We start from the raw sequence: 23,235 nt of genomic DNA on the forward strand, positions 1-23,235 counted from the left end.
TGCAGCGTGCACGCCCCCATCCGCGCCATCACCCTGGACCTCGACGACACGCTGTGGCCGATCGCGCCGGCAATCGCGCTGGCCGAGTCCGCACTGGAATCCTTCCTCGCCCGCCACGCCCCGCGCGCGGCCGAACGCTGGCCGGCCGACGAGCGCCGCCGGCTGCGCCGGCGCCTGGACCTGGAGCGTCCGCAACTGGCCCATGACATGAGCGCGCAGCGGCGCTGGATGCTCGAGCACATGCTCGCTGAGGCCGGGGAGGATGCCGCCCTGGCGGCACCGGCCTATGACGCCTACTTCGCCGCCCGCTGCAGGGTCGAGCACTATCCCGACAGCCTGCCCGCGCTGGAGCGGCTGGCCGCACGGGTGCCGCTGGCCGCGGTGAGCAACGGCAACGCCTGCCTGCGCACCATTGGCATCGACCACCTGTTCGCGTTCCAGCTCGGCGCCGGCGAGCACGGCGCGCCCAAGCCGGACCGCGGCATCTTCCTGGCCGCGTGCGAGCGGCTGGGCCTGCCGCCCGGGCAGGTGCTGCACGTCGGCGACGACCCGCTGTGCGATGTCGCCGGGGCCCGCGACGCCGGGCTGCAGGCATGCTGGATCAACCGTCCCGACGCGTCCGGGCGGCTGTCAAGCTGGACCGTCGACGTCCCGGCACCGGAACTGCAGTTCCCCACCCTTTCCGCCCTGGCCGACTGGCTGGAGGCGACCCACGACACGGAGCCCACCCGATGACCGACCCCGCACTCCTTCCCGGCCTCGTCCCCGGCGGCGACGGCCTGCCGCTGCACCTGGTCGGCGCCGCGCAGCTCGAGGACTGGCTGTCGAGGCAGCCCGACGGCATCGGCGCCTGGGTCCGCGGCCACGGCTTCCAGGCGCGGCCGCACACCGCCCTGGTCCTGCCCGGCAGTGACGGCGCACCGGCCGGGGCGGTGCTGGGCATCGGAGATCCGCATGATCCGGCCAGCTACGGCCATGCCGCGCATGCGCTGCCGGCCGCATGCTTCCGGCTGGCCGGCACGCACGACCCGGTGACCGTGGCCGCCCTGCAGCTTGGCTGGGGCCTGGGCGCGTACCGCTTCGCCCGGTACCGCAAGCCCGCACGCGAGCCTGCGCGGCTGGTGCTCGACGGCGACAGCCGCGCCGCGCAGCTTGCCCTGGCCGCCTGCCTGCGGGTGCGCGATCTGGTCAACACCCCGACCGAGGACATGGGGCCGGAGCAACTGGAGGAGATTGCCCGCCAGATGGCCGAACGTGCCGGCGCGACGCTGGAGGTGACCACCGGCGGGGCGCTGCTGGAGCGCAACTTCCCGGCCATCCACGCCGTCGGCCGCGCCAGCCACCGCGCGCCGCGGCTGATCCACCTGCAATGGGGGGATCCGGCGCATCCGCTGGTGGCCATCGTCGGCAAGGGCGTGTGCTTCGACACCGGCGGGCTGGATCTGAAGCCGGCCGCCGGCATGCGCAACATGAAGAAGGACATGGGCGGCGCGGCGCATGCGCTGGCCCTGGCCGAGTGGATCATGGCCGCCGGCCTGCCGCTGCGGATCGACGTACTGGTCCCGGCGGTGGAGAACGCCATCGGCCCGGAGTCGTTCCGCCCCGGGGAGGTCATCGCCACCCGCGCCGGCATCAGCGTGGAGATCGACAACACCGACGCCGAGGGCCGGCTGGTGCTGTGCGACGCGCTCGCCTTCGCGGCCGAACGCAAGCCGGCCCTGCTGCTGGACTTCGCCACCCTCACCGGCGCGGCGCGCATCGCCCTGGGTCCGGACCTGCCGGCGCTGTACAGCAACGACGATGCCGTGGCGCAGGCCTGGCTGGAGGCCGGCACGGCCGGACGCGACCCGGTGTGGCGCATGCCGTTGTGGCGCCCGTACTGGCGCTACCTCACCAGCCACGTGGCCGACATCGCCAACGGCGGGCCGTCGAAGATGGGCGGCAGCATCACCGCCGCGCTGTACCTGGAGCGCTTCGTGCCGGAAGGCCAGGCGTGGGCGCACCTGGACACGTTCGCGTGGAACGAGGGTGACAGTCCGGGCCGCCCGGTGGGTGGCGAGGCGCAGGGGTTGCGCTCGGCGTTCGCGATGCTGGGGCGGCTGTTCGCGGGGTGAGTTCCGGTCCCGGTTGTTACAGCCAGCCTTTCTGCCGGGCCAGCCGGTATGCCTCGATGCGGTTGCCGACGCCCAGCTTGCCGATGGCCTCCGAGAGGTAGTTGCGCACCGTGCCGTGCGAGAGATGGAGCCGGCCGGCGATGTCGTTCGCCGCGTGGCCTTCTCCGGCCAGGCGCAATACTTGGCGTTCGCGATCGGTGAGCGGGTCGGCCTCCGACCAGGCCTCCAGCGCCAGTTGCGGGTCGATCGCCCGGCCGCCGCCATGTACCTGGCGCAACGCGCCGGCCAGCTGCCCGACCGGCGCATCCTTGAGCAGGTAGCCCTGCACCCCGGCGTCCAGCGCGCGGCGCAGGTAGCCGCCACGCGCGAAGGTGGTGACGATCACCACCTTTGTCGCCAGTCCGTGGCGCTGGATGCGCCCGGCCAGCTCCAGGCCGGTCAGTCCCGGCATCTCGATGTCGGTCACCAGCAGGTCGGGGCCGTGGCGCTGCAGCTCGCGCCAGGCGGCCTCTCCATCGGCGGCGGTGCCGACCACCTCCAGGTCCGGCTCCAGGCCCAGCAAAGCCGCCAGTGCACCGCGCAGCATCGACTGGTCCTCGGCAAGGACGATCCGGATCATCGCCGCAGGGCTCCTGCCAGCGCGGGCGACGCAGGTGCGGACCCGTCGCGCCGGGCACCCCTGTCCGGCGCCGGGGCCGCCGGCGCAGGCCCGACGGCGCGGACCGGGATGCACGCCTCCACGGTGGTACCCCGCCGCCGCGACGAGTCGACCCGCAGCCGCCCTCCAAGCACCTCCACGCGTTCGCGCATGCCCGCCAGCCCGTTACCCGGCACGTCCGCGCCGCCGCGTCCGTCGTCGCTGATGCACAGCACGGCCCGGTCGCGGTCGACCTGCAGCGTGACCTCCGCGCGGGTCGCCCCGGCATGCCGCTGGATGTTGGTCGCCGCCTCGCGCAGCACCATCGCCAGTGCGGTTTCCAGCGGTACCGGCAGCGCGGCCGCATCGACTCCGGAATACCCCACCTCGTGGCGCATCGCGACCCCGGCGCACTCCAGCAACAACCTGGCCGAGGCGAGTTCGGCGGCCAGGCCGGCCGAGCGGATGCCGGTCACTGCCGCGCGCACCTGGGCCAGTGCCTCGCGGCTGACCCGGCTGACTTCCGAGATCTCGGCCAGTGCCCTGTCCGGGTTGCGTTCGATCAGCCTGGCCGCCAGGTCGGATTTCAGCGCCACCAGCGACAGGGTGTGACCGAGCAGGTCGTGCAGGTCACGCCCGATGCGCTCGCGCTCGGCCGCAGTCGCCAGCCGCCGCACCTCCTCCTGCGAAAGCTTCAGTGCCGCGTCCTTGTGCCGGTTCACGGCATCGGCGTGGACCACCAGGCCGATGATGACGGTAACCGCGGGCAGCCACGCCACCGCCTGCCATGGATAGCCCAGCGCCAGCGCCATCGCGAGCAGGGCCCCGTTGAGCAACACCAGCATGGCGAGATAGCGCACGAGCCCGTGGCCCCTGGCACCGCGCAGCATCACGCAGCCGAACACGAAATAGCTCAGGCCCGACGGATACCAGCGCAACAGCAGCATGGACAGCACGACCATGCCCAACGCCGGCAGCCACATCTTCCGTTCCGGCCGCAACAGGGTCAGCCCGTAGAGCACCAGGAACAGGGGATACGACAGCAGCGTCAGCCCGATCCAGCGGGTGTCGTACCCCGACGGCGTGAACATCGGGGTGATGAACACCCAGGCAGTCCACAGCAGGTGCACCCACTCGGTCCACGGCGCGCTCCCCCGCCGCGCGGCGCACGCCAGCAGCGAGTCCGGCGCCGGTGACAGCCAGCGACGCAACATGACGGTGGCGCGGGTCCTGCTGTGGTCCATGGCGCGATGATGCCGCACCTGGCGCGCCCCGGTCCGGCGCCGGATCATGGCGCCGGTTCAACCATTGCGGACCAGCCGCGCCCGGGCCAGGGCGAAGAAGCCGGCGCTGACCAGCGCCAGCACGCCCAGGTGCAGCGCGACCGGCTGGCCCGCATCCATCCCGACGACCTTCAGCGCCAGCTGTCCGACGTGGTACGGCGGCCATGCCGGAGCAAGGGTGGCGAATACACCCGGCAGCATCGCCAGCGGCAGCCACAATCCGGACAGCAGCGACAGCGGCAGGTAGACGAGGTTGACCACCGCCGGGGCGGCGCCGCCACTGGACAGGGTGCCGATATACAGCCCGAGCGCGCCGAAGGGCACCGCCCCGGCGACGTGGACCAGCAACAGCAGCGCCCATTGCGCGGGCCGCAGCGACACCCCGCCCGCCAGCGCAGCCAGGGCCGCGAGCAGCGACGCCACCATCAGCCCGAACATCGCCGCCATCGCCATCTTCCCCAGCAGGTACGCACCCGGCGGCATCGGCAGTGCGCGCTTGAGCGTCAGCAGCCCGCGCTCGCGGTCCATCGCCACCGTGACCCCGAAGCCGAACAGCGCCGCGCCCATCACCCCGAACACGCCGTAGGTGGCGAACAGGTAAGTGGCGGCGGCCGGGTTGCCGCGATTCATCACCACTCCGAACAGCAGGTAGAACATCGCCGGAAACAGCAGCGTCGGCAGCGAGAACATCGGCGCGCGCAGCAGGCGCAGGAACTCGTACTTCGCCTCGAGCAGGTAGCTGCGCAACATCCGCTGCCGCGGACGATGGAGGTTGGCGTCGGCAATGGCGTTCATCAGGCGGCCTCCTGCAGCTGTTGTTCACGGGTGATCTCCAGAAAGGCTTCGGCCAGGCCGGCGCGGCTCACATCAAGTCCGGTGAGCTCCGGATCCTGCGCGAGCAGGCGCCGCACCACGTCCTCGGCGGCATCGGTGACCACTTCCAGCTTTCCCTCCTCCCGCGTGGCCGCCCGTACCCGGGGCCAGCGCGCCACCTCGGCGGGATCGAGGCCGCTGGTGCAGCGGATGCGCCGCTGGGAGACCCGCGCCCGGACCTCGTCCAGGCTGCCGTCGGCCACGACCCGTCCGTGCGCCAGTACCACCACGCGGTCGGCGAGCGCTTCGGCCTCCTCCAGATAGTGGGTGGTGAGCAGGATCGAAGCGCCATCGGCGGCCAGCTCGCGCACCCCGCGCCACAGCGACTGCCGCGCCTGGATGTCCAGCCCGGTGGTCGGCTCGTCGAGGAACAGCACCCGTGGCCGGCCGCAGATCGCCAGCGCCAGCTGCACCCGGCGCTGCTGGCCACCCGACAGCTGGCCGTAACGGCGGGCCAGCAGGCCTTGCAGCCCGGCGATGTCGACGCAGTCCTGCACGCCGCGCGGCGCCGGGTAGTAGCTGCGGGTCAGCTCCAGCAGCTCGGCTACCTTGAGCGTGTCGGCGATCGCGCCCGACTGCAGCATCACCCCGGCCTGCTGGCGTGCGGACAGCATCCGCGGCGGTGATCCAAGCAGCACTGCATCCCCATGATCGGGCTCCAGCAGGCCCAGCAGCAGCGAGATGGCGGTGCTCTTGCCGGCGCCGTTGGCGCCCAGCAGCGCCAGCACCTGGCCGGCGTGCAGTTCGAGATCGACGCCTTCGAGCGCGGTGACGGCGCCGTAGCGCTTCACCGCGCCCCGAAGTTGCGCCAGTGGAATGGATTGGACGGCGTGCATGACGGCCCCTGCTCTGCGATGTGTGGACCATGCTCGCCCTCCCCCGCCGGCGCCGGCAGTCGCGGCGGTCAGCGTCTGCCAATGACAGTCGTCATGCCGGCGGGAGGGATGCAGGCACACCGGGTGACGGGCGTCACCTGACAGCGGCCGCCGGGCGGTGCAGACTCGGCACTCCGGCCCTGGGACGGGCCCGCGCCTTCGCAGGGGAGACGATGAGCAGCAATGCCGAGCTGTTGAAGGAACTCAGGATCGACCGCGGCGCGCCGCCGCCGCGCGAGCCGCGCCGGGGGCTGCTCATCGGCCTGGGGGTGGGTGCCGCGGTGCTGCTGGCGGTACTGGCAGCCTGGTTCCTGCTCACCCGCGGCGACGTGCCCCAGGTCCGGACCGCCACCGCCACGGCAATCGGCGGCCAGGCCGGCGCGGCGGCCTCGGTGCTTGACGCCACCGGCTACGTGGTGGCACGGCGCATGGCCACGGTGTCGGCCAAGATCACCGGCCGGGTGCGCGAGGTGCTGATCGAGGAAGGCCAGCGGGTCGAGGAAGGCCAGGTCATGGCGCGGCTGGACCCGGTCGATGCCGATGCCCAGCGCGCGCTCGCCACCCAGCAGCTCGGCGCCGCCCGTGCCAATGCCGACGCGACCCGCGCCCGCTTGCGCGAAGCGGAGGCCAACGCCACCCGGCTGGGCGGCCTGGTCGGGCAACAACTGGTCTCGCAGGCGCAGTACGACCAGGCGCTCGCCGAGCGCGATGCACTCCGGGCCCAGCTGGCCAGCATGGGGCGCCAGGCGGGCGTCGCGGCCGACCAGCTGCACATCGCCGAACTCGGCGTCGACAACACCATCGTGCGCGCGCCGTTTGCCGGCGTGGTCACCGCCAAGGCCGCCCAGCCGGGCGAGATCGTCTCGCCGATGGCCACCGGCGGCTTCACCCGCACCGGCATCGGCACCATCGTCGACATGGAGTCGCTGGAGGTCGAGGTCGACGTCGGCGAGTCCTACATCGGCCGGGTCGAGCCGGGCATGCCGGTGGAGGCCACGCTCAACGCCTACCCGGACTGGAGGATCCCGGCCCACGTGATCGCGATCATCCCCACCGCCGACCGCGGCAAGGCGACGGTCAAGGTGCGCATCGGGCTGGACCAGCAGGATCCGCGGATCGTGCCGGAAATGGGCGTGCGGGTGAGCTTCCTCGAGCGCGCTCCGGAACCCGGGGAGGGCAACGATGCGGGGCCGGCCGTGCTGGTCCCGGGGGCCGCCATCGCCCGCCGGAACAACACCCCGGTGGCTTTCGTGCTCACCGGGCGGGATGGCGACAGCGCGCGGGTCGAACAGCGCACCATCGAGCCCGGCCGCACCCTGGGCGGCGACCGCGAGGTCACCTCCGGCTTGGCGGGCGGCGAAACGGTGGTGCTGTCGCCCCCGGACGAACTGGAAGACGGATCGGAGGTCCGCATCGCCCCCGCCCAGGACTAGCTTCATCGTCGTTCCCGCGAACGCGGGAACCCATGGACGTTTGCACATCGATACCAAGGACATCCACATGGCACTGGTCACCACCCGCAAGCTCACCAAGACCTACCAGCGCGGCCCGGAGAAGGTCCAGGTACTGCATGGCATCGATCTGGAGATCCCGGAAGGCGACTTCGTCGCCCTGATGGGCCCGTCCGGTTCGGGCAAGTCCACCCTGCTCAACCTGGTCGGCGGACTGGACACCCCGACCGGGGGCGAGATCGAGATCAGCGGCCAGCGCATCGACGCGATGGGTGCCGGCCAGCTGGCCCACTGGCGCAGCAACCACGTCGGCTTCGTGTTCCAGTTCTACAACCTGATGCCGGCGCTGACCGCTCAGAAGAACGTAGAACTGCCGCTGCTGCTGACCAAGCTGACGTCGGCGCAGCGGCGGAAGAACGCCGCGATCGCGCTGCAGCTGGTGGGCCTGGCCGACCGCGGCAAGCACCGCCCCAACGAGCTGTCCGGCGGCCAGCAGCAGCGCGTGGCGATCGCCCGGGCAATCGTGTCCGACCCGACCCTGCTGATCTGCGACGAGCCCACCGGCGACCTGGATCGCCAGTCCGCCGAGGAGATCCTCGCGCTGCTGCAGACCCTCAACCGCGAGCACGGCAAGACCATCGTGATGGTCACCCACGACCCCAAGGCCGCCGACCACGCCAGGCGCACCCTGCACCTGGACAAGGGCGTGCTGGTGGAAGACGCGGCCCTGGCCGCGCAGTGACCCGGAGGCGGCGATGAAATACCTGCACCTGATCTGGTCGGCATTGGCGCGCAGCCGGATGCGCACCGTGCTGACCCTGCTGTCGGTGGTCACCGCGTTCCTGCTGTTCGGCATGCTCGACAGCGTCCGGGTGGCCTTCAACAACTCCGGCCAGAGCCTGACCGGCGCCGACCGGCTGGTGGTCGCATCGAAGCTCTCCATCACCCAGTCGCTGCCCTACCGGCTGCTGCCGCAGATCGAGGCGGTGCCCGGCGTGGAGGACGTCGCCTTCGGCAACTGGTTCGGCGGCGTCTACCGCGACATGCAGAACTTCTTCCCCAACTTCGCGGTCAGCGACGACTACTTCCGGATGTACCCGGAGTTCGCCATCGCCCCCGAGCAACTGGAGGCCTTCCGCGCCGACCGCACCGGGGCGGTGGTGGGCGGGGCGCTGGCGGAGAAGTTCGACTGGACGATCGGCGACACCATCCCGCTGCAGGCCACGATCTTCCCCCGGGACGGCAGCAACGACTGGCAGTTCACCCTGCGCGGCATCTTCCACGTCGAGGACGAGGCGATGAAGCAGCAGGAGAACCAGCTGATGTTCCACTGGGAGTACTTCAACGAGGCCAACGACTACATCAGCGATGAAATCGGCTGGATGATGGTGCGGGTGGCCGACCCGTCGCAGGCCGACCGGGTGGGGCGGGCGATCGACGCGATTTCGGCCAACTCCGACCACGAGACCAAGACCCAGACCGAGGCGGCCTGGACCCAGTCGTTCATGAAGCAGTTCGCCGATGTCGGCCTGATCGTCACCGCGATCATGGGCGCGGTGTTCTTCACCCTGTTGCTGCTGACCGGCAACACCATGGCCCAGGCGGTGCGCGAGCGGATCCCGGAACTGGCGGTGCTCAAGACCATCGGCTTCACCGACCGCACGGTGCTGATGCTGGTGCTGGCCGAGTCGGTGCTGCTGATCGGCCTGGGCGGGCTGCTGGGCATGGCCCTGGCGCAGGCGCTGGTGGCCTGGATGGCCGGCTACAGCCAGGGGCTGCTGCCGGGCAAGGCGATCCCGACCGAGACCTGGCTGGTGGCGCTGGCGCTGGTGGTCGGGCTGGGGCTGGTGGTCGGGCTGCTGCCGGCGCTGCGCGCCAAGCGGTTGAAGATCGTCGATGCACTGGCCGGACGCTGAGGAGAGGCGACGATGAAGAAGATCAGGAAATGGTCCGGCAATCTCGGCATGGTGCTGGTGCTGGCGCTCGGGCTGGCCGCCTGGGTCATGCTGCCCTGGTGGGGCGTGCTTGCCGGGGTGGCGCTGCTCGCCGGCTGGCTGCTGCTGGCCCGGCGCGGGCGGCAGACGCTGGCGGTCGCCAGCGTGGGCGTCTCCAGCCTGCCGCAACGCTGGGGCGCCTCGGGCGTGATCATCATCGGCATCGCCGGGGTGGTCGGGGTGCTGGTGGCGATGCTGGCGATGGGCGCGGGCTTCTCGGCCACGCTCAACAGCACCGGTGACGAAAACACGGCGATCATCCTGCGCGGCGGCGCGATGGCCGAGACCAATTCGGTGATCACCCGCGACCAGGTGCCGCTGATCACTGCCCTGGACGGCATCGCCAGCGGCCAGGGCGGACGCCCGCTGGCCTCGCCGGAGCTGTCGCAGGTGGTGTCGTTGCCGACCATGGCCGACGGCACCGATGCCAACGTGCAGCTGCGCGGGGTCGGCGACACCGCCTGGGAGCTGCGCCAGCAGGTGCAGCTGGTCGCGGGTCGCCGGTTCAATCCCGGCCTGCGCGAACTGGTGGTCGGCAGCGGCGCCGCGCAGCAGTTCCGCGGCCTGGAGATCGGCAACGCGGTGCGCTTCGGCAACCAGGAGTGGACCGTGGTCGGGCGCTTTGCCAGCGGCGATGCGCACGAATCGGAACTGTGGGCCGATGCCGAGGTGGTCGCCACCACCTACAACCGGCCGGCCTTCCAGTCGGTCACCGCCCGGCTGGAACAGGGCGACGGCTTCGACCGGCTCAAGGCCGCCCTGGCCGGCGACCCGCGGCTGAAGCTGGACGTGCTCACCACCGCCGACTATTACCGCCGCCAGTCCGAGGGGCTGGCGAAGCTGATCGACATCCTCGGGCGGGTGATCGGCACGATCATGGCGGTCGGCGCGGTGTTCGGTGCGCTCAACACCATGTACGCGGCGGTGGCCGGGCGCGCCCGGGAGGTCGCCACCCTGCGCGCGCTGGGATTCCGCGGCCTGCCGGTGGTGCTGGCGGTGATGCTGGAGACCATGCTGCTAGCGCTACTGGGCGGGGTGCTCGGCGCCGGACTGGCCTGGCTGGTGTTCAACGGCTACACGGTGTCCACCCTGGGCAGCAACTTCAGCCAGGTGGTGTTCCAGTTCAAGGTCACCCCCGAACTGCTGTGGACCGGGATGAAGTGGGCACTCGGGATCGGACTGGTGGGCGGCCTGTTCCCGGCACTGCGGGCGGCAAGGCTGCCGGTGACCGATGCGTTGCGGGCGGGGTGAGCTGGCACCCCGCGGCTACCGCGTCAGTTGGTCCAGTGCGCCGCGTTCGCGGTGGGTGGCAGGACCAGGCTGGACAGCTGACCGTCGCTGGTCAGCAGGTTCAGTGCATCGGCCAGGATCGCCGCGGCCTCGTGCTGCAGCGGGTCGGGGCGGTCCTCGGCGGCCTTCTCGCGGGCGGTGTCGGTGGCAATGTCGCGCTCGTTGGCGGTCAGGCCGTCATCCGACAGGGCCAGTTCGGCCAGCGGGTCTGAGGCCAAGCCCAACTCCTCGCGGATGCGCTGGCGCTCCTCGCGGCGGGCCTCGCTGGCCTCGCGCTCGGTGCGGCGCTCGGCCTCGTTGAGCGAGATCCACTTCTTCTCCGACTCGGTGCGGAAGCGCTCGACGTCCTCCTTCCACCAGCTGAACTCGATGTCGCCGGCCACACGCTCGTGGTGCCGCGCATCCAGTCGCTCCAGCAGCGGGCCGAAGTCGCCGTAGCGGGTGTGCTCGACCGCCGAGATCTTGGTCCACGGCAATGCGTTGTCGTAGGTGCTCTCGCCGTACTCGGTGGCATCGACTGAGGTCGGGAAATGGATGTCCGGGACCACGCCCTTGTTCTGGGTCGAACTGCCGCTGACCCGGAAGAACTGGGCCACGGTGAGCTTGACCTGGCCGAAGCGCTCGGCCTCGTTGGCCGGCCAGCGGTCCAGGTTGACCAGGTTCTGCACGGTTCCCTTGCCGAAGGTGGTTTCGCCGATCACCAGACCGCGGCCGTAGTCCTGGATGGCGCCGGCGAAGATCTCCGAGGCGGACGCCGAGCCGCGGTTGACCAGCACCGCCAGCGGACCAGCCCAGGCGACGCCCTCGTCCTCGTCGCCTTCCACGCTGATGCGGCCGCCGGACTCGCGCACCTGCACCACCGGGCCGTCGTCGATGAACAGGCCGGTCAGTTCGATCGCCTCGTTCAGCGAGCCGCCGCCGTTGTTGCGCAGGTCGAGCACCACCCCGTCCACGCCCTCGTCCTCGAAGCCGCGCAGCAGCCGGGCCACGTCGCGGGTCGCCGAGGCGTAGTCGTCCAGGCGCATCCGCCGGCCTTCGAAATCCTGGTAGAAGCCCGGCAGCTCGATGACCCCGATCCGCCGGTCGGCCATGCCGCCCTCGCCTTCGATCTCGTAGATCTCGGACTTGGCCGCCTGGTCCTCCAGCCGGACCTGGTCACGGGTGATCACCACCCGCACCGGCTCGCTGTCCAGCCCGGCCTTGGCCGGGATCACGTCCAGCCGGACCTGCGAGCCCTTCGGCCCGCGGATCTTCTCGACCACGTTGTCCAGCCGCCAGCCGATCACGTCCTCCATCGGGCCGCTGGTGCCCTGGCCGACGCCGACCACGCGGTCGCCGGGACCGAGCAGGCCCGACTTGTCCGCCGGCCCGCCGGCCATGATCTCGCGGATCGCAGTCATGTCGTCCTGCTTCTGCAGCACCGCGCCGATGCCCTCCAGCGAGAGCGACATCGACAGGTTGAAGTTCTCCGCCGTGCGCGGGGTGAAGTACGCGGTATGCGGATCGATCGCCCCGGCATAGGCGTTCATGAAGGTCTGGAAGACATCGCGCCCTTCCAGCTCGTTGATGTTGTCGAGCAGGTTCACGTAGCGCTTGTCCAGCGTCTCGCGGATGCCCTCGGGCTCCTTGCCGGCCAGCTTCAGGCGCAGCCAGTCGTTGCGCACCGACTTGCGCCACAGCGCGTCGAGTTCGGCCTGGTCCGCCGGCCAGGGCGCATCCTCGCGGTCGTAATCGAAGCGCTCGTCGGCGGTGAAGTCGAAGATGTCCTCGTGGAGCAGGCCGCGGGCATGCGCGATGCGGTCGGCGACGCGCTCGCGGTAGAGGGCGAAGATCGCGTAGGCCGGCTCCATCTGCCCGCTGCGGATCGCATCGTCGAGCAGCGTCCCGTAGCGGTCGAACTGCTTGATGTCGCTGGCCAGGAAGAACTGCTTGCCGCCGTCCAGGGCTTCCAGGTAGCGCTCGAGGATCTGCTCGGACAGCGCGTCATCGAGCGGCTTGGGACGGTAGGCGTAGCGGCTGTCGGACAGCAGTCCGAACACCAGCTTGGCGGCGGTGGCTTGGTCCTCGGTCGGGGCGGCGGGCAGCGGCACCGGCGCGCTGGGCTCGCCGTCGGGCGTGGCCTCCCGCGCCTCCCCGTCCGCGCCCACCGGCTGCGGCAGGGTCGCCGGCGGATCGGCCGGCATGGTCGGCGGCGCCTCCACCTGGGCCAGCAGGGCCAGCGGCAGCGACAGCAGGAGAGCGAGCAGCGGGGTCTTGAGATTCATGAAGTGTGCGGTTGCCCGGATAGGCGTGGGGAAGCCAGGCCCTGTGACCCAGCGTTGGCCAACAATGACACGTTTGACAGTGCCGGAAGTCGCCGGTCGTGCCCGGCGGCGCGGGATCCATTCAGGCCGCGCGGCGTGCGTCGAAATGGCGGCGCGGCAGGCGCCGGAGCGATCAAAGCACCCCCGGCGCGAAGGCCGCGGCAAGGGTGGGCGGCGGGCAGGCGGCAACGCCCGGCCGGGGCACCGTCAGGCCGTGGCCACCAGCCCGGCCTCCGCCGCCGAACGGTCGGCGTGGTAGGACGAGCGCACCAGCGGACCGGACGCGACGTGGGTGAAGCCCAGCGCCATCCCATACACCTCCAGCGCCTTGTACTCCTCCGGCGTCCAGTAACGCATCACCGGATGGTGGTGCGCGCTGGGCTGCAGGTACTGTCCGATCGTGACCATCTCCACGTCGTGCGCGCGCAGGTCGCGCAGGGTCTCCTGCACCTGTTCCAGGGTCTCGCCCAGGCCGAGCATGATCCCGGACTTGGTGGCAACCGCCGGGTGCTGCGCCTTGAAGCGCCTGAGCAGGGTCAGCGACCACTGGTAGTCCGCGCCGGGACGCACGTTGCGGTACAGGTGCGGCACGGTTTCCAGGTTGTGGTTGAACACGTCCGGCGGCGCGCTGGCGAGGATCTCCAGCGCCCGGTCCATGCGCCCCTTGCCACGGAAGTCCGGGGTCAGGATCTCGATCTTCGTGCCCGGGCTGGCGTCGCGCACCGCGCGGATGCAGTCGACGAAATGCTGCGCGCCGCCATCGCGCAGGTCGTCGCGGTCGACACTGGTGACCACCACGTACTTCAGCCCCATGTCGGCAACCGTCCCCGCCAGCCGCCGCGGCTCGTCGGCGTCCGGCGGCTTGGGTCGGCCGTGGGCGACGTCGCAGAAACTGCAGCGGCGGGTGCACACATCGCCCAGGATCATGAAGGTGGCGGTGCCGTGGCCGAAGCACTCGTGGATGTTCGGACAGCTGGCGTCCTCGCAGACCGTCACCAGGCGGTTGGCACGCAGCTTCGACTTGAGCTGGGCGACCGCGTTACCGGAGGGGATCCGCACCCGGATCCAGGACGGCTTGCGCAGCACCGGGGCCTCGGCGAACTGCACCGGCGAGCGGGCGATCTTGTCGCCGGCGACCTGCTTCACGCCCGGCTGCAGCGGGGCCGGAGCCTCGCTGCCCACCACGGCAAGGGGAATGGACTTGTTGCTGGCGTCGGTCATGGGGGATTTCGGATTTCAGGGGGCCGGCGGATCGGCCGGCTCGGCCACCAATCCGAACTGCGCGGCCAGGTGCGTCACCAGCACCGGCTTGACCGCATCCAGCGACGAAGGACCCCCGAAGTCTACCATCGAGGCCACTTCCAACCCCGCGTAACCACAGGGATTGATGCGCCGGAACGGCGCCAGGTCCATGTCGATGTTGAAGGCCAGGCCGTGGAAGCTGCAGCCGCGGCGGACGCGGATCCCGAGCGCGGCGACCTTGGCCCCGGCCACGTACACGCCGGGCGCGCCATCGCGGCGCACAGCGCCGATGTTCCAGTCGGCCAGGGTGTCGATGATCGCCTGCTCGATCCGGCACACGTACTCGCGCACCCCGATCCTGAGCCGGCGCAGGTCCAGCAGCGGATACAGGACGATCTGTCCCGGACCGTGGTAGGTCACCTGGCCGCCGCGGTCGACGCGGAGCACCGGGATGTCGCCGGGCATCAGCACGTGTTCTTCCCTGCCGGCCTGGCCCAGGGTGAACACCGGATCGTGCTCGACCAGCCAGAACTCGTCGGGGGTCCCGGGCCCGCGGGCGTCGGTCAGCGCCGACATCGCGCGCCACACCGGCTCGTAAGGGCGGCGGCCCAGGTCGCGCACCCGTACCGGTCGGGTCACCGGCAGCGCGGCCGGGGCTTCCACCGCTACAGCGTCCATTTCACCTCAGGGTGGTCGCGCAGCACCTGGTGCGCGAGGTCGTACTGCTCGCGCGAGTCGGCGCGGAACGCAATCCGCACCGAGACGTAGCGCCCGTTGGACGAGTGCCGCCAGTTGACCTGCTCGGTCAGCACCTCGATGCCGGCATCGAGCAGCCGCGCGGGCAACTCCGTCTGCAGGTCCTTGTCCGCCGCGCCCATCGCCGAAAGCTCGAAGGTGCCCGGGAACTCGAAGCCCTGCTGCTCCGGGCCCTTGCCGTCGGTGCTCACAGCGAGTCCCACCACATCAGGATCTCGTGCCAGATGCGCTTGAAGAAACCGGCGCGCTCGACGGCTTCCAATGCCACCAGCGGCTGCTCGGCGAGCACATCGCCATCAAGCGTCACCCGCACGGTGCCGACCTGCTGGCCCTGTTCGAACGGCGCGACCAGCACCGAGGGCACGTCCATCACCGGCTGCAGCTGCTCGTAGCGGCCGCGCGGCACGGTCACCAGCACCGGCGAGGCCACGCCCAGCGCAAGCTCGTCGGCCTGCCCCTTCCACACCCGCTGGGTGGCCACCGCGGTGCCCGGCTCATAGAGGGTGTGGGTCTCGAAGAAACGGAAGCCCCAGTTCAGCAGCGCCTGGCTGTCGTCGGCGCGCTGCTTCTCCGAGCTCGAGCCCAGGACCACCGAGACCAGGCGCTGGTCACCGCGCTTGGCCGAGGCCATCAGGCAGTAGCCGGCCGCCGAGGTGTGCCCGGTCTTGATGCCGTCGACGCTGGCATCGCGCCACAGCAGCACGTTGCGGTTGGGCTGGGTGATCGAGCCGACCGTGAACTCCTTGATTGCGTTGTAGGAGTACGCCTCGGGGTAGTCGCGGGCCAGTGCGGCGCCGAGCAGAGCGAGGTCGTGGGCGGTGGACAGGTGGCCCTCGCCGGGCAGCCCGGTGGCGTTCACGAAGTGGGTGTTGCGCAGCCCGAGCCGCTGGGCGTGCTGGTTCATCAGCGCGGCGAAGGCCTGCTCGCTGCCGGCGACGTGCTCGGCCAGGGCGATGGCGGCGTCGTTGCCCGACTGCACCACCATGCCCTTCTCCATCTCCACCAGGGGCGCGCTCTGGTTGACGTCGAAGCCGGAGTAGCTGCCGTCGGTCGCCGCACCGCCCTTGCGCCAGGCGTTCTCGCTCATCCTGACCTGGTCGTCGCGGTTGATCTTGCCCGCAGCCATCTCCGCGGCGATGACGTAGCTGGTCATCACCTTGGTGATGCTGGCCGGCGGCAGCGGCACGTCGATGTTCTCGCCGGCCAGGACCTTGCCGCTGGCCGCGTCCATGACCACCCAGGCCTCGGCCACCGGCTCGGGCGCCGGCGGCACCGGCATCGGCCCGGCCGCCGTGTCGACGCCGCCCGGCTGCGCACCCGGCTGCGGCACCGGTACCGGTTCCTGCGCGGTGGCCAGGCCGACAGCAAGGGTGCCGAGCGCGGCCAGGCCGAACGCTCGAAGGAGGCGGGGGAACTTCATCGTTGTATAACTCCGGCCGGCTGCGGGCCGGCGTACCTGTTCTGTTGGACTATTCGCGCACCGGCTGCGGCCGGTCGAAACCCAGCGCCACGATCCGCGGCGCCAGCGCGCTGGCGGCGTCCCCGGCCAGCGGACCGACCCGCAGGCGCCAGACCCGGCGGCCATTGGCCACCGCATCGTGGATGCTCGCGCCGTCGATACCGGCACCGCGCAGCGTTTCCAGCGCCCGGTCGGCATTGTCGCGGGCGGCGAAGCTCGCCACCTGCAGCACCACGCCGGCACCCGCGGCCGTTTCCACCATGGCCGGGGATCCGGCCTGCGGGGATGCGGAGGATACGCCCGTCGGGGCGGCAGCGGGAGCGGCCGTCCCGTCCGGCGCACCCGGTCGGCCGGTGGCCACGCGCACCTGGCGCTCGCGCATCCAGGCGTCGAACTGGTCGGCGGTCATCGCCTTGCCATCGGCGTTCATGTCGAACCGGTACTGACGGTCGGCGGGCGCGGCGGGCGCGGCCGCGGTATCCGGCAGCGGGCCGTCGGCGGCCGCCGTGGCGGCAGCGGCCGGCAGCGCGGCCACCAGGCTGTCCATGGAACTGGAAGGCGGCGGCGCCTCGACCGCGGCCACCCGGGTGTCGACCGGCGCCACCGCCGGACCCAGGTCGTCGGGCACCAGCGCGCGCACCTCGACCCGGCCGGTGCCGCTGCGGTCGATCCCCAGCTTCACCGCCGCGGCATAGCTCAGGTCGACCACCCGGCCCTCGTGGAACGGGCCGCGGTCGTTGACCCGCACCACCACCGAGCGGCCGTTGTCCAGGTTGGTGACGCGGGCGAAGCTCGGCAGCGGCAGGTGCTTGTGCGCCGCGGTGAAGGCGTACATGTCGTACACCTCCATGTTGGAGGTCTTGCGGCCGTGGAACTTGGTGCCGTAGTAGGAGGCGATGCCCTGCTCGACAAAGCCGGCCGGGTCATCGAACACCTTGTACTCGCGCCCCAGCACGCTGTAGGTCGGCCGGTTGCCGTAAAGCGAGCGCGGTTCGGCGACCACCTCGGGCTCGGGGATCCGGTCAACGTCGATCCGGATGTCCGGCGCGGCATCGGCGATGTGCGGCGCATACAGGCCGCCGGCGGTGTAGTGGCCGCGTTTGGACGGGTCTTCCTGCGCCGCCGGATAGGGCGAGCGCCGCGAATCGCCGGTACCCGCCGAGCCCGGGGCGGGGTCCGGCTTGCGGGGGGCACTGGAACAGGCCGCCAGGCCCAGGACCAGCAGCGCCGCCAGCAGCCGGATCATGCTTCGACGCGCCCGGCGCCGTTGCCGGCGGCGGCCAGCGGGTCGCGCCCGGCAATCGCCTCGGCCAGCTGGTACACCGCCATCGCGTAGTGCTTGGAGATGTTGTAGCGGGTGATCGCGTAGAAGTTGTTGAAGCCCAGCCAGTACTCCGGGCCGTCCACGCCATCCAGGTTCAGCAAAGTGGCGTCCAGCGACACCCCGTCCGCACGGTGTGCGGCCGGGCTGGCCGCGGTGTAGCCTCGGGCCGCCAGCTGGGCCAGGCTGTAGCGCGGCTCCAGGCCCTCGGCCTCGAAGTCCGCGGCGCCGGCGGCGCGATCGGCGCGCACCACCACCGGGCCGCCGCGCTGCCAGCCGCCCTTCTCGACGAAGTAGTTGGCGACCGAGGCGAACACGTCATCCAGGCTGTTGAACAGGTCGACCTTGCCATCGCCATTGCCGTCCACCGCGTAGTCGCGGTAGCTGGACGGCATGAACTGGCCCCAGCCCATCGCCCCGGCATAGCTGCCCTTGAGGGTGGTGATGTCCAGGCCGGTCTCCCCGCCCATTGCGAACAGCTGGCCGAGCTCGTCGCGGAAGAACGCTTCGCGGCTGTTCTCCCGGGCGATCTTCTCCGGCTCGCCGGTACGCGGGTAGGCGAACGCCAGGGTGTACAGGGCGTCGACCACCGGGTAGCTGCCCATGTTGCCGCCGAAGCTGGTCTCCACCCCGAGGATGGAGACGATGATCTCCGGCGGGACGCCGTACTGCGCCTCCACCCTGTCCAGCGCCGCGCGATGCTCGGCCAGGAAGGCGCGCCCGGCCTTGATCCGCGCGTCGGTGATGAAGATCGGGCGGTAGTCCTTCCACGGCTTGGCCTCGGCCGGGCGGGACATCGCGGTGATGATGCTGTCGCGGATCTCCGCGCCGTCCAGCACCCGTTCGATATGGGCCGGATCCACGTCGTAGCGGGCCGCGGTGGTACGGATGAACTCGGGCCGGGCGACGTCCAGTGGCTGGTACTGCGAGACCTCGGGCTCGGGCACCGCTTCGGGCTGCGGGGCGGGCCCTGCGGGGGCCGCCGGTTCCGCCGGCTGCACCGGAGGGGTGGGCGGGGCCTGCGTCGCGCATGCGGCGAGCGTCAGGACGAGTGCGCCCACCAGGGCGCGTCGGGCAAGCGGACTGGTCATCGTCGGCGAGGTTAGCACGGCCCACCGGGGCCTCCTGAACCCCTGCCGGCCCCGCGGGGCCGGCACCGGCGGACCGCCATCAGCTGCCGTTCAGCTGCTCAGCGCTGGTGCACCGGGCGGTGCGCGCGTACCGCCATCACCACCCCCAGCCCGGCCAGCAGCGAGACCGCGGAGGTGCCGCCGTAGCTGAGCAGCGGCATCGGCACGCCCACCACCGGCAACACCCCGGCCACCATCCCGCCGTTGATCAGCACGTACACGCACAGCGACAGGCCGAGCGCCCCGACCAGCAGGCGCGAGTAGCCGTCGCGCGCTTGGGAGGCGATCCACAGGCAGCGTGCGATGACGAAGGCGTACAGCCCCAGCGTGACGACCACCCCGACCCAGCCGAACTCCTCGCTGAGCACGGCGAAGATGAAGTCGGTGGTGTGCTCGGGAATGTAGTTCAGGTGCGATTGCGAGCCGTGGCCCCAGCCCTTTCCGGTCATGCCGCCGCCACCGATGGCGATGCGGCTCTGGATGATGTTCCAGCCGGCCCCGAGCGGATCGCGCTCCGGGTCGATGAAGGTCAGGATGCGGTCCTTCTGGTAGGGCATCAGGAACCAGAACCAGGCCACCGGCGCGGCGACCACCACGCTCGCGCCGGCAGCCACGAACCACCACCACGAAAGCCCGGCCAGGTAGAGCACGAAGGCTCCGCTGATGCCCACCAGCACCGCGGTCCCGAAGTCCGGCTGCAGCATCACCAGCCCGGTCGGGAGCGCCAGCAGCACGCCCGCCACCAGCAGCACCGGCAACCGCGGCGGCAGCGGCTGGTGGTTGAGGTACCAGGCCATCATCATCGGCAGGCTGAGCTTGGCGACCTCGGCGGGCTGGAAGTAGAACACCCCCAGGTTGAGCCAGTGGTTGCCGTGCTTGCCGGTCCCGATGACCAGCACCAGCGCGAGCGGAACCAGCGAGGCGGCATAGACCAGCGGGGTCCAGTTGCGCAGCTGCCGCGGCGGGACCCGCGACAGCGCCCACATCGCGGCAAAACCGATGCCGTCACGCAGCGCCTGGGCAGTGACCATCGCCTCGGACTTTCCTCCCGCGCTGTACAGCACCGCCAGGCCGATCACCGACAGCGCCAGCAGCGCCGCCACCAGGGACAGGTCCAGGGTGCGCAGCACGTCGCGCAGCATGTCCAGCAGCCAGCGCAGCAGCACGCTCATGGGCCCGGCTCCGCAACGGCGTCGGGTTCCAGCCCCTCGGGCATCTTCCCCAGCAGCCAGGCGTCCAAGATCTGCCGCGCGATCGGCGCCGCCGCGCTGCCTCCGTAGCCTCCGTGCTCGACCATCACCGCCACCGCGATCTGCGGATCCTCGGCCGGCGCATAGCCGACGAACAGCGCGGTGTGCCGCAGGTGGTAGGGCAGCGTGCGCGGGTCGGCGCTGATGTTGCCGCGCCGGCTCGAGCGCTGCGCCGTCCCGGTCTTGCCGGCCATCGTGTAGCCGGCGCCGACCGCGGCGCGGCGCCCGCTCCCGCGGGCACCGTGCATGGTGGCGATCATGCCCTCCTGCACCACGCGCACATGCGCCGGATCGTCGCTGGCCTGGCTCACCGCAGTCGGCCCCAGCTCGCGCCAGGGTGCGCCGTAGCCGTCGCGCCTGGCCGCCACCAACCGCAGTTCGTGCAGCCTGCCCCCGTCGGCGATGGCGGCGGTGGCGCGTGCCAGCTGCAGCGCGGTGGCGACCCAGTAGCCCTGCCCGATGCCGGCGATCACCGTTTCGCCCGGATACCACGGCTCGGTGCTGACCGAACGCTTGTAGTCACGCGAGGGCACCGAGCCGCGACTCTCGCCCACCAGGTCGATGCCGGTCTTTTCGCCGAAACCGAAGCGCCGCATCGCCGCGGACAGGCGGTCGATCCCCATGTCCATGGCGAGCTGGTAGTAGTAGGTGTTGACCGACCAGGCGATCGACTCGCGCAGGTCGTGCCAGCCGTGCCCGCCGCGCGCGGCATCGCGGTAGCCGCGCGCCTGGCCGGGGATGTGGAACTCGCCACTGGAGAAGAAGCGCTGTTCCGGCGTGCGCAACCCGTAGTCCAGCCCCGCCAGCGCGATCATCGGCTTGACGGTCGATCCCGGCGGCCCGCCGCCGAGCACGTTGCGGTTGAACAGCGGCCGCGACGGATCGGAAGTCAGCGCGTCGTACTGGGCATGCGAGATGCCGTTGACGAACAGGTTGGTGTCATAGGACGGAAGGCTGACCATCGCCAGCACCTGGCCGGTGCGCGGATCGATGGCCACCGCGGAGCCTTCCTGCTCCCCGAACGCGGCGGCCATCGCGCGCTGCAGGTCCAGGTCCAGCGACAGCCTGAGATCCGCGCCCGGCCGCGCCGGCTCCTGGCCGAGCAGCCGCATCGGCCGCCCCTCGACATTGGTCTCGACCTTCTCGTGGCCCACCTGCCCGCGCAGCGCCGGTTCGTAGGCCCGTTCCAGCCCGGTCTTGCCGGTATGGCTGAAGTGGACGATTTCCGGGCCCAGGCTGGCCAGCTCGTCCTCGTCGACCCGGCCGACGTAGCCGATCACGTGGGCAAACAGTTCGCCATGGAGATAGCGGCGGTTGAGGTACGACACCACCTCCACGCCCGGGAAACGCCAGCGCTCGACCGCGAACCGGGCGACCTCCTCCTCCGACAGGCGGACCTTCAGCGGCACCGTGCGGAAGCCGGGGACGCCGCGCCGCGCCTTGTGGAAGGCGTCGATGTCCTCGGCGCCGAGGTCGACCACACGGGCCAGCTCCGGCAACCAGCCCGCCGGATCCCCGGCCTCCCCCAGGGTGACCTCCAGCCGCCAGGCCGGGACGTTGTCGGCAAGCACCCGCCCCTTGCGGTCGAAGATCAGTCCGCGGCCCGGGACCACCGGCTTGAGCTTGATCCGGTTCTGTTCCGAGCGGGTGGCGAACTCGTCGTGGCGCACCACCTGCAGGTTGAAATACCAGGCGGCCACCCCGCCCAGGCCCAGCACCACGCCGGCCAGGGCGACCAGGGCCCGGCGCCGGAACTGCGCGGCCTCCTGCTGGAGGTTCTTGAGGCGGCGTGGGCGCATGGCTCAGCCCCTTCGCCAGTTGCCCAGCCGCATCGCATCCAGCAGCCAGAACACCGGCGGCCAGAGCAGCATCGCCACGACCGGCGCCAGCCAGGCCAGCCGGGGCACCGGCGGCAGGCCCAGGGCGATGTTGAGTATGGCGTCGATGATGCGGTCGTTGAGCAGCAACCCGCCGATCGACAGCGCCTGCTGCCAGGGCGGGAAGAAGCGCAGGCGCGCGCGGAAGCGCTGCAGGATGAAGGCCATCACAACCAGCCGCAGCGCCTGTTCGCCCATCAGGCTGCCGAACGCCAGGTCGGCCAGCAGGCCACAGGCGAATGCCAGCCCGAGTCCGGCACGGTCCGGCCGCTCGATCACCCAGTAGGCAACCACCAGCGCCAGCCAGTACGGGCGCAGCGGCTGCAGCAGCGCGGGCAGCGGCAGCAGGCCCAGCACGATGGCGAGCAACACGCTGGCCGGCAGCAACCAGGACCGGTCGCGGCGGCTCATGGTTCCGGCTCCGGTTCCGGAGCGTCGCCGGTGTCCGCCGCCGCTCCCGGCGCGGCGGGTGCCTCGCCGGGGAGCAGCCCGGCGTCCTCGGGAGGGGGGCTGGGCACCTCGCGCAGCAGCAGCACGGCGCGGCCCCGGTCCAGTTGCGCCGCCGGCCTGACCTCGCCCACCAGGAAGGCACCGCTCTCGTCGGGCTGGAGTGCGACCAGGGTCCCGACCGGAAAGCCGGGCGGGAACCGCCCGCCCAGGCCCGAAGTCAGCAGCTCGTCGCCGATCTCCACGTCCGAGGACAGCGGGATGCCGGGGACCCGCAGCAGGTCGCTGCGCCCCTGGCCGTATGCGACCAGCCGGACCTGGCTGCGGGCGACCATCACCGGCACGGCGTGCGCTGGATCGGTCAGCAGCAGTGCGGTGGCATGCAGCGGCCGCGCTTCGATCACCTGCCCCACCAGCCCTCCGGCGTCGAGCACGCTCTGCCCGGTACGCACGCCCTGGTTGCTGCCGGCGTCGAGCACCAGCCGCTGTCGCGCCGGATCCAGGTCGATGTCCAGGATCGGCGCCAGCTGCACGTCCAGCCCTCCGCTCTGTGCAACGCCCAGCAGTGCGCGCAGGCGTGCGTTGTCGTCGGCCAGGGTCTGCAGCCGGGTGATGCGCGCACTGCTGACCAGCAGCTCGTTGCGCAGGCGCTCGTTGTCGGCGGTGAGCTGCGCCAGCGTTCCGGCATCGTCATAGACCCGGCGGGCCGCGCGGCCGGGCCAGCCGGCGACCGACCACAGCGGCTGCACCACCAGCGAGGCCTGTCCACGCATCCCCGCCAGCCAGCCACCCCGGTGGTCGAGCACGATCAGCAGTGCCGCCAGCGCCAGGTAGCCCAGCAGCTTCAGGGTGGCGACGACTTCGCCTTGTCGGTTGGGACTGTGGGTGCCCAGTGCTGGCACGGCGCTCAACGGTCGGGTGGCAGCGCCTCCG

The 23,235-nt window shown here is 71.3% G+C and carries 21 protein-coding genes; 6 read left to right on the forward strand and 15 right to left on the reverse strand.

What is annotated here, in order from left to right; genetic code table 11:
* Positions 1 to 6 precede the first annotated feature (6 nt).
* Positions 7 to 735 carry an HAD family hydrolase gene (locus tag LY625_RS05305; RefSeq protein WP_233738076.1) on the forward strand — a complete coding sequence of 243 codons (729 nt, stop codon included), beginning with the start codon at positions 7 to 9 and terminating at the stop codon, positions 733 to 735.
* Positions 732 to 2,114 (forward strand): leucyl aminopeptidase family protein, encoded by a 1,383-nt coding sequence (locus LY625_RS05310; RefSeq protein WP_343223461.1) that lies wholly within the window; start codon positions 732 to 734, stop codon positions 2,112 to 2,114. The genes LY625_RS05305 and LY625_RS05310 overlap by 4 nt, the downstream gene beginning before the upstream one ends.
* 16 nt (positions 2,115 to 2,130) lie before the next feature.
* On the opposite strand, the gene LY625_RS05315 is transcribed toward LY625_RS05310, so the two are convergent.
* From LY625_RS05315 to LY625_RS05330, 4 genes are read right to left on the reverse strand one after another with little or no spacing between them, the layout of a single operon-like run.
* The gene (locus LY625_RS05315; RefSeq protein ID WP_233738078.1) at positions 2,131 to 2,733 is read right to left on the reverse strand and encodes a response regulator transcription factor; all 603 of its coding nucleotides are present in this window, start codon (positions 2,731 to 2,733) and stop codon (positions 2,131 to 2,133) included.
* On the reverse strand, positions 2,730 to 3,995 hold the full coding sequence (locus LY625_RS05320; protein ID WP_233738079.1) for a sensor histidine kinase: 1,266 nt from the start codon (positions 3,993 to 3,995) through the stop codon (positions 2,730 to 2,732). Before LY625_RS05320 ends, LY625_RS05315 begins: the two co-directional genes overlap by 4 nt.
* Positions 3,996 to 4,052: 57 nt before the next feature.
* Positions 4,053 to 4,829 carry an ABC transporter permease gene (locus tag LY625_RS05325; RefSeq protein ID WP_233738080.1) on the reverse strand — a complete coding sequence of 259 codons (777 nt, stop codon included), beginning with the start codon at positions 4,827 to 4,829 and terminating at the stop codon, positions 4,053 to 4,055.
* On the reverse strand, positions 4,829 to 5,743 hold the full coding sequence (locus LY625_RS05330) for an ABC transporter ATP-binding protein (protein ID WP_233738081.1): 915 nt from the start codon (positions 5,741 to 5,743) through the stop codon (positions 4,829 to 4,831). Before LY625_RS05330 ends, LY625_RS05325 begins: the two co-directional genes overlap by 1 nt.
* A gap of 212 nt (positions 5,744 to 5,955) precedes the next feature.
* Between LY625_RS05330 and LY625_RS05335 the strand changes: the two genes are divergently transcribed.
* From LY625_RS05335 to LY625_RS05350, 4 genes are all read left to right on the forward strand, one after another.
* A complete protein-coding gene (locus LY625_RS05335) occupies positions 5,956 to 7,215 on the forward strand; it encodes an efflux RND transporter periplasmic adaptor subunit (protein WP_233738083.1) in 1,260 nt (419 codons plus the stop codon).
* 67 nt (positions 7,216 to 7,282) lie between these two features.
* A complete protein-coding gene (locus tag LY625_RS05340; protein WP_233738084.1) occupies positions 7,283 to 7,975 on the forward strand; it encodes an ABC transporter ATP-binding protein in 693 nt (230 codons plus the stop codon).
* Between the two features lie 13 nt (positions 7,976 to 7,988).
* Positions 7,989 to 9,149: an ABC transporter permease gene (locus LY625_RS05345; RefSeq protein ID WP_233738086.1), complete on the forward strand. Its 1,161-nt coding sequence runs from the start codon at positions 7,989 to 7,991 to the stop codon at positions 9,147 to 9,149.
* A 12-nt stretch (positions 9,150 to 9,161) separates the two neighbouring features.
* Positions 9,162 to 10,478 (forward strand): ABC transporter permease, encoded by a 1,317-nt coding sequence (locus LY625_RS05350; protein WP_233738088.1) that lies wholly within the window; start codon positions 9,162 to 9,164, stop codon positions 10,476 to 10,478.
* Between the two features lie 23 nt (positions 10,479 to 10,501).
* Here the strand turns inward: LY625_RS05350 and LY625_RS05355 are convergent, their stop codons facing one another.
* The 11 genes from LY625_RS05355 to mreC all read right to left on the reverse strand — a co-directional run bounded on the left by LY625_RS05355 (position 10,502) and on the right by mreC (position 23,204).
* A complete protein-coding gene (locus tag LY625_RS05355; protein WP_233738344.1) occupies positions 10,502 to 12,664 on the reverse strand; it encodes a carboxy terminal-processing peptidase in 2,163 nt (720 codons plus the stop codon).
* A 363-nt stretch (positions 12,665 to 13,027) separates the two neighbouring features.
* Positions 13,028 to 14,041 (reverse strand): lipoyl synthase, encoded by a 1,014-nt coding sequence (gene lipA / locus LY625_RS05360; RefSeq protein WP_233738090.1) that lies wholly within the window; start codon positions 14,039 to 14,041, stop codon positions 13,028 to 13,030.
* A 15-nt stretch (positions 14,042 to 14,056) separates the two neighbouring features.
* On the reverse strand, positions 14,057 to 14,740 hold the full coding sequence (lipB, locus tag LY625_RS05365; protein ID WP_233738091.1) for a lipoyl(octanoyl) transferase LipB: 684 nt from the start codon (positions 14,738 to 14,740) through the stop codon (positions 14,057 to 14,059).
* Positions 14,728 to 15,021 (reverse strand): DUF493 family protein, encoded by a 294-nt coding sequence (locus tag LY625_RS05370; RefSeq protein WP_233738093.1) that lies wholly within the window; start codon positions 15,019 to 15,021, stop codon positions 14,728 to 14,730. Before LY625_RS05370 ends, lipB begins: the two co-directional genes overlap by 13 nt.
* On the reverse strand, positions 15,006 to 16,238 hold the full coding sequence (locus LY625_RS05375) for a D-alanyl-D-alanine carboxypeptidase family protein (RefSeq protein ID WP_233738095.1): 1,233 nt from the start codon (positions 16,236 to 16,238) through the stop codon (positions 15,006 to 15,008). Before LY625_RS05375 ends, LY625_RS05370 begins: the two co-directional genes overlap by 16 nt.
* A gap of 49 nt (positions 16,239 to 16,287) precedes the next feature.
* On the reverse strand, positions 16,288 to 17,523 hold the full coding sequence (locus LY625_RS05380; RefSeq protein WP_233738097.1) for a septal ring lytic transglycosylase RlpA family protein: 1,236 nt from the start codon (positions 17,521 to 17,523) through the stop codon (positions 16,288 to 16,290).
* Positions 17,520 to 18,689: a lytic murein transglycosylase B gene (gene mltB / locus LY625_RS05385; protein WP_233738099.1), complete on the reverse strand. Its 1,170-nt coding sequence runs from the start codon at positions 18,687 to 18,689 to the stop codon at positions 17,520 to 17,522. Before mltB ends, LY625_RS05380 begins: the two co-directional genes overlap by 4 nt.
* Before the next feature lie 98 nt (positions 18,690 to 18,787).
* Positions 18,788 to 19,900 (reverse strand): rod shape-determining protein RodA, encoded by a 1,113-nt coding sequence (rodA, locus tag LY625_RS05390; RefSeq protein ID WP_233738101.1) that lies wholly within the window; start codon positions 19,898 to 19,900, stop codon positions 18,788 to 18,790.
* The gene (mrdA, locus tag LY625_RS05395; protein ID WP_233738102.1) at positions 19,897 to 21,777 is read right to left on the reverse strand and encodes a penicillin-binding protein 2; all 1,881 of its coding nucleotides are present in this window, start codon (positions 21,775 to 21,777) and stop codon (positions 19,897 to 19,899) included. Before mrdA ends, rodA begins: the two co-directional genes overlap by 4 nt.
* A gap of 3 nt (positions 21,778 to 21,780) precedes the next feature.
* The gene (mreD, locus tag LY625_RS05400) at positions 21,781 to 22,266 is read right to left on the reverse strand and encodes a rod shape-determining protein MreD (RefSeq protein WP_233738105.1); all 486 of its coding nucleotides are present in this window, start codon (positions 22,264 to 22,266) and stop codon (positions 21,781 to 21,783) included.
* Complete coding sequence (gene mreC / locus LY625_RS05405) at positions 22,263 to 23,204, reverse strand: rod shape-determining protein MreC (protein ID WP_343223468.1); 942 nt, start codon at positions 23,202 to 23,204, stop codon at positions 22,263 to 22,265. The genes mreD and mreC overlap by 4 nt, the downstream gene beginning before the upstream one ends.
* Positions 23,205 to 23,235: the final 31 nt, after the last annotated feature.

This window comes from Lysobacter sp. GX 14042 (genome assembly GCF_021390425.1).
GTDB lineage: Bacteria > Pseudomonadota > Gammaproteobacteria > Xanthomonadales > Xanthomonadaceae > Novilysobacter.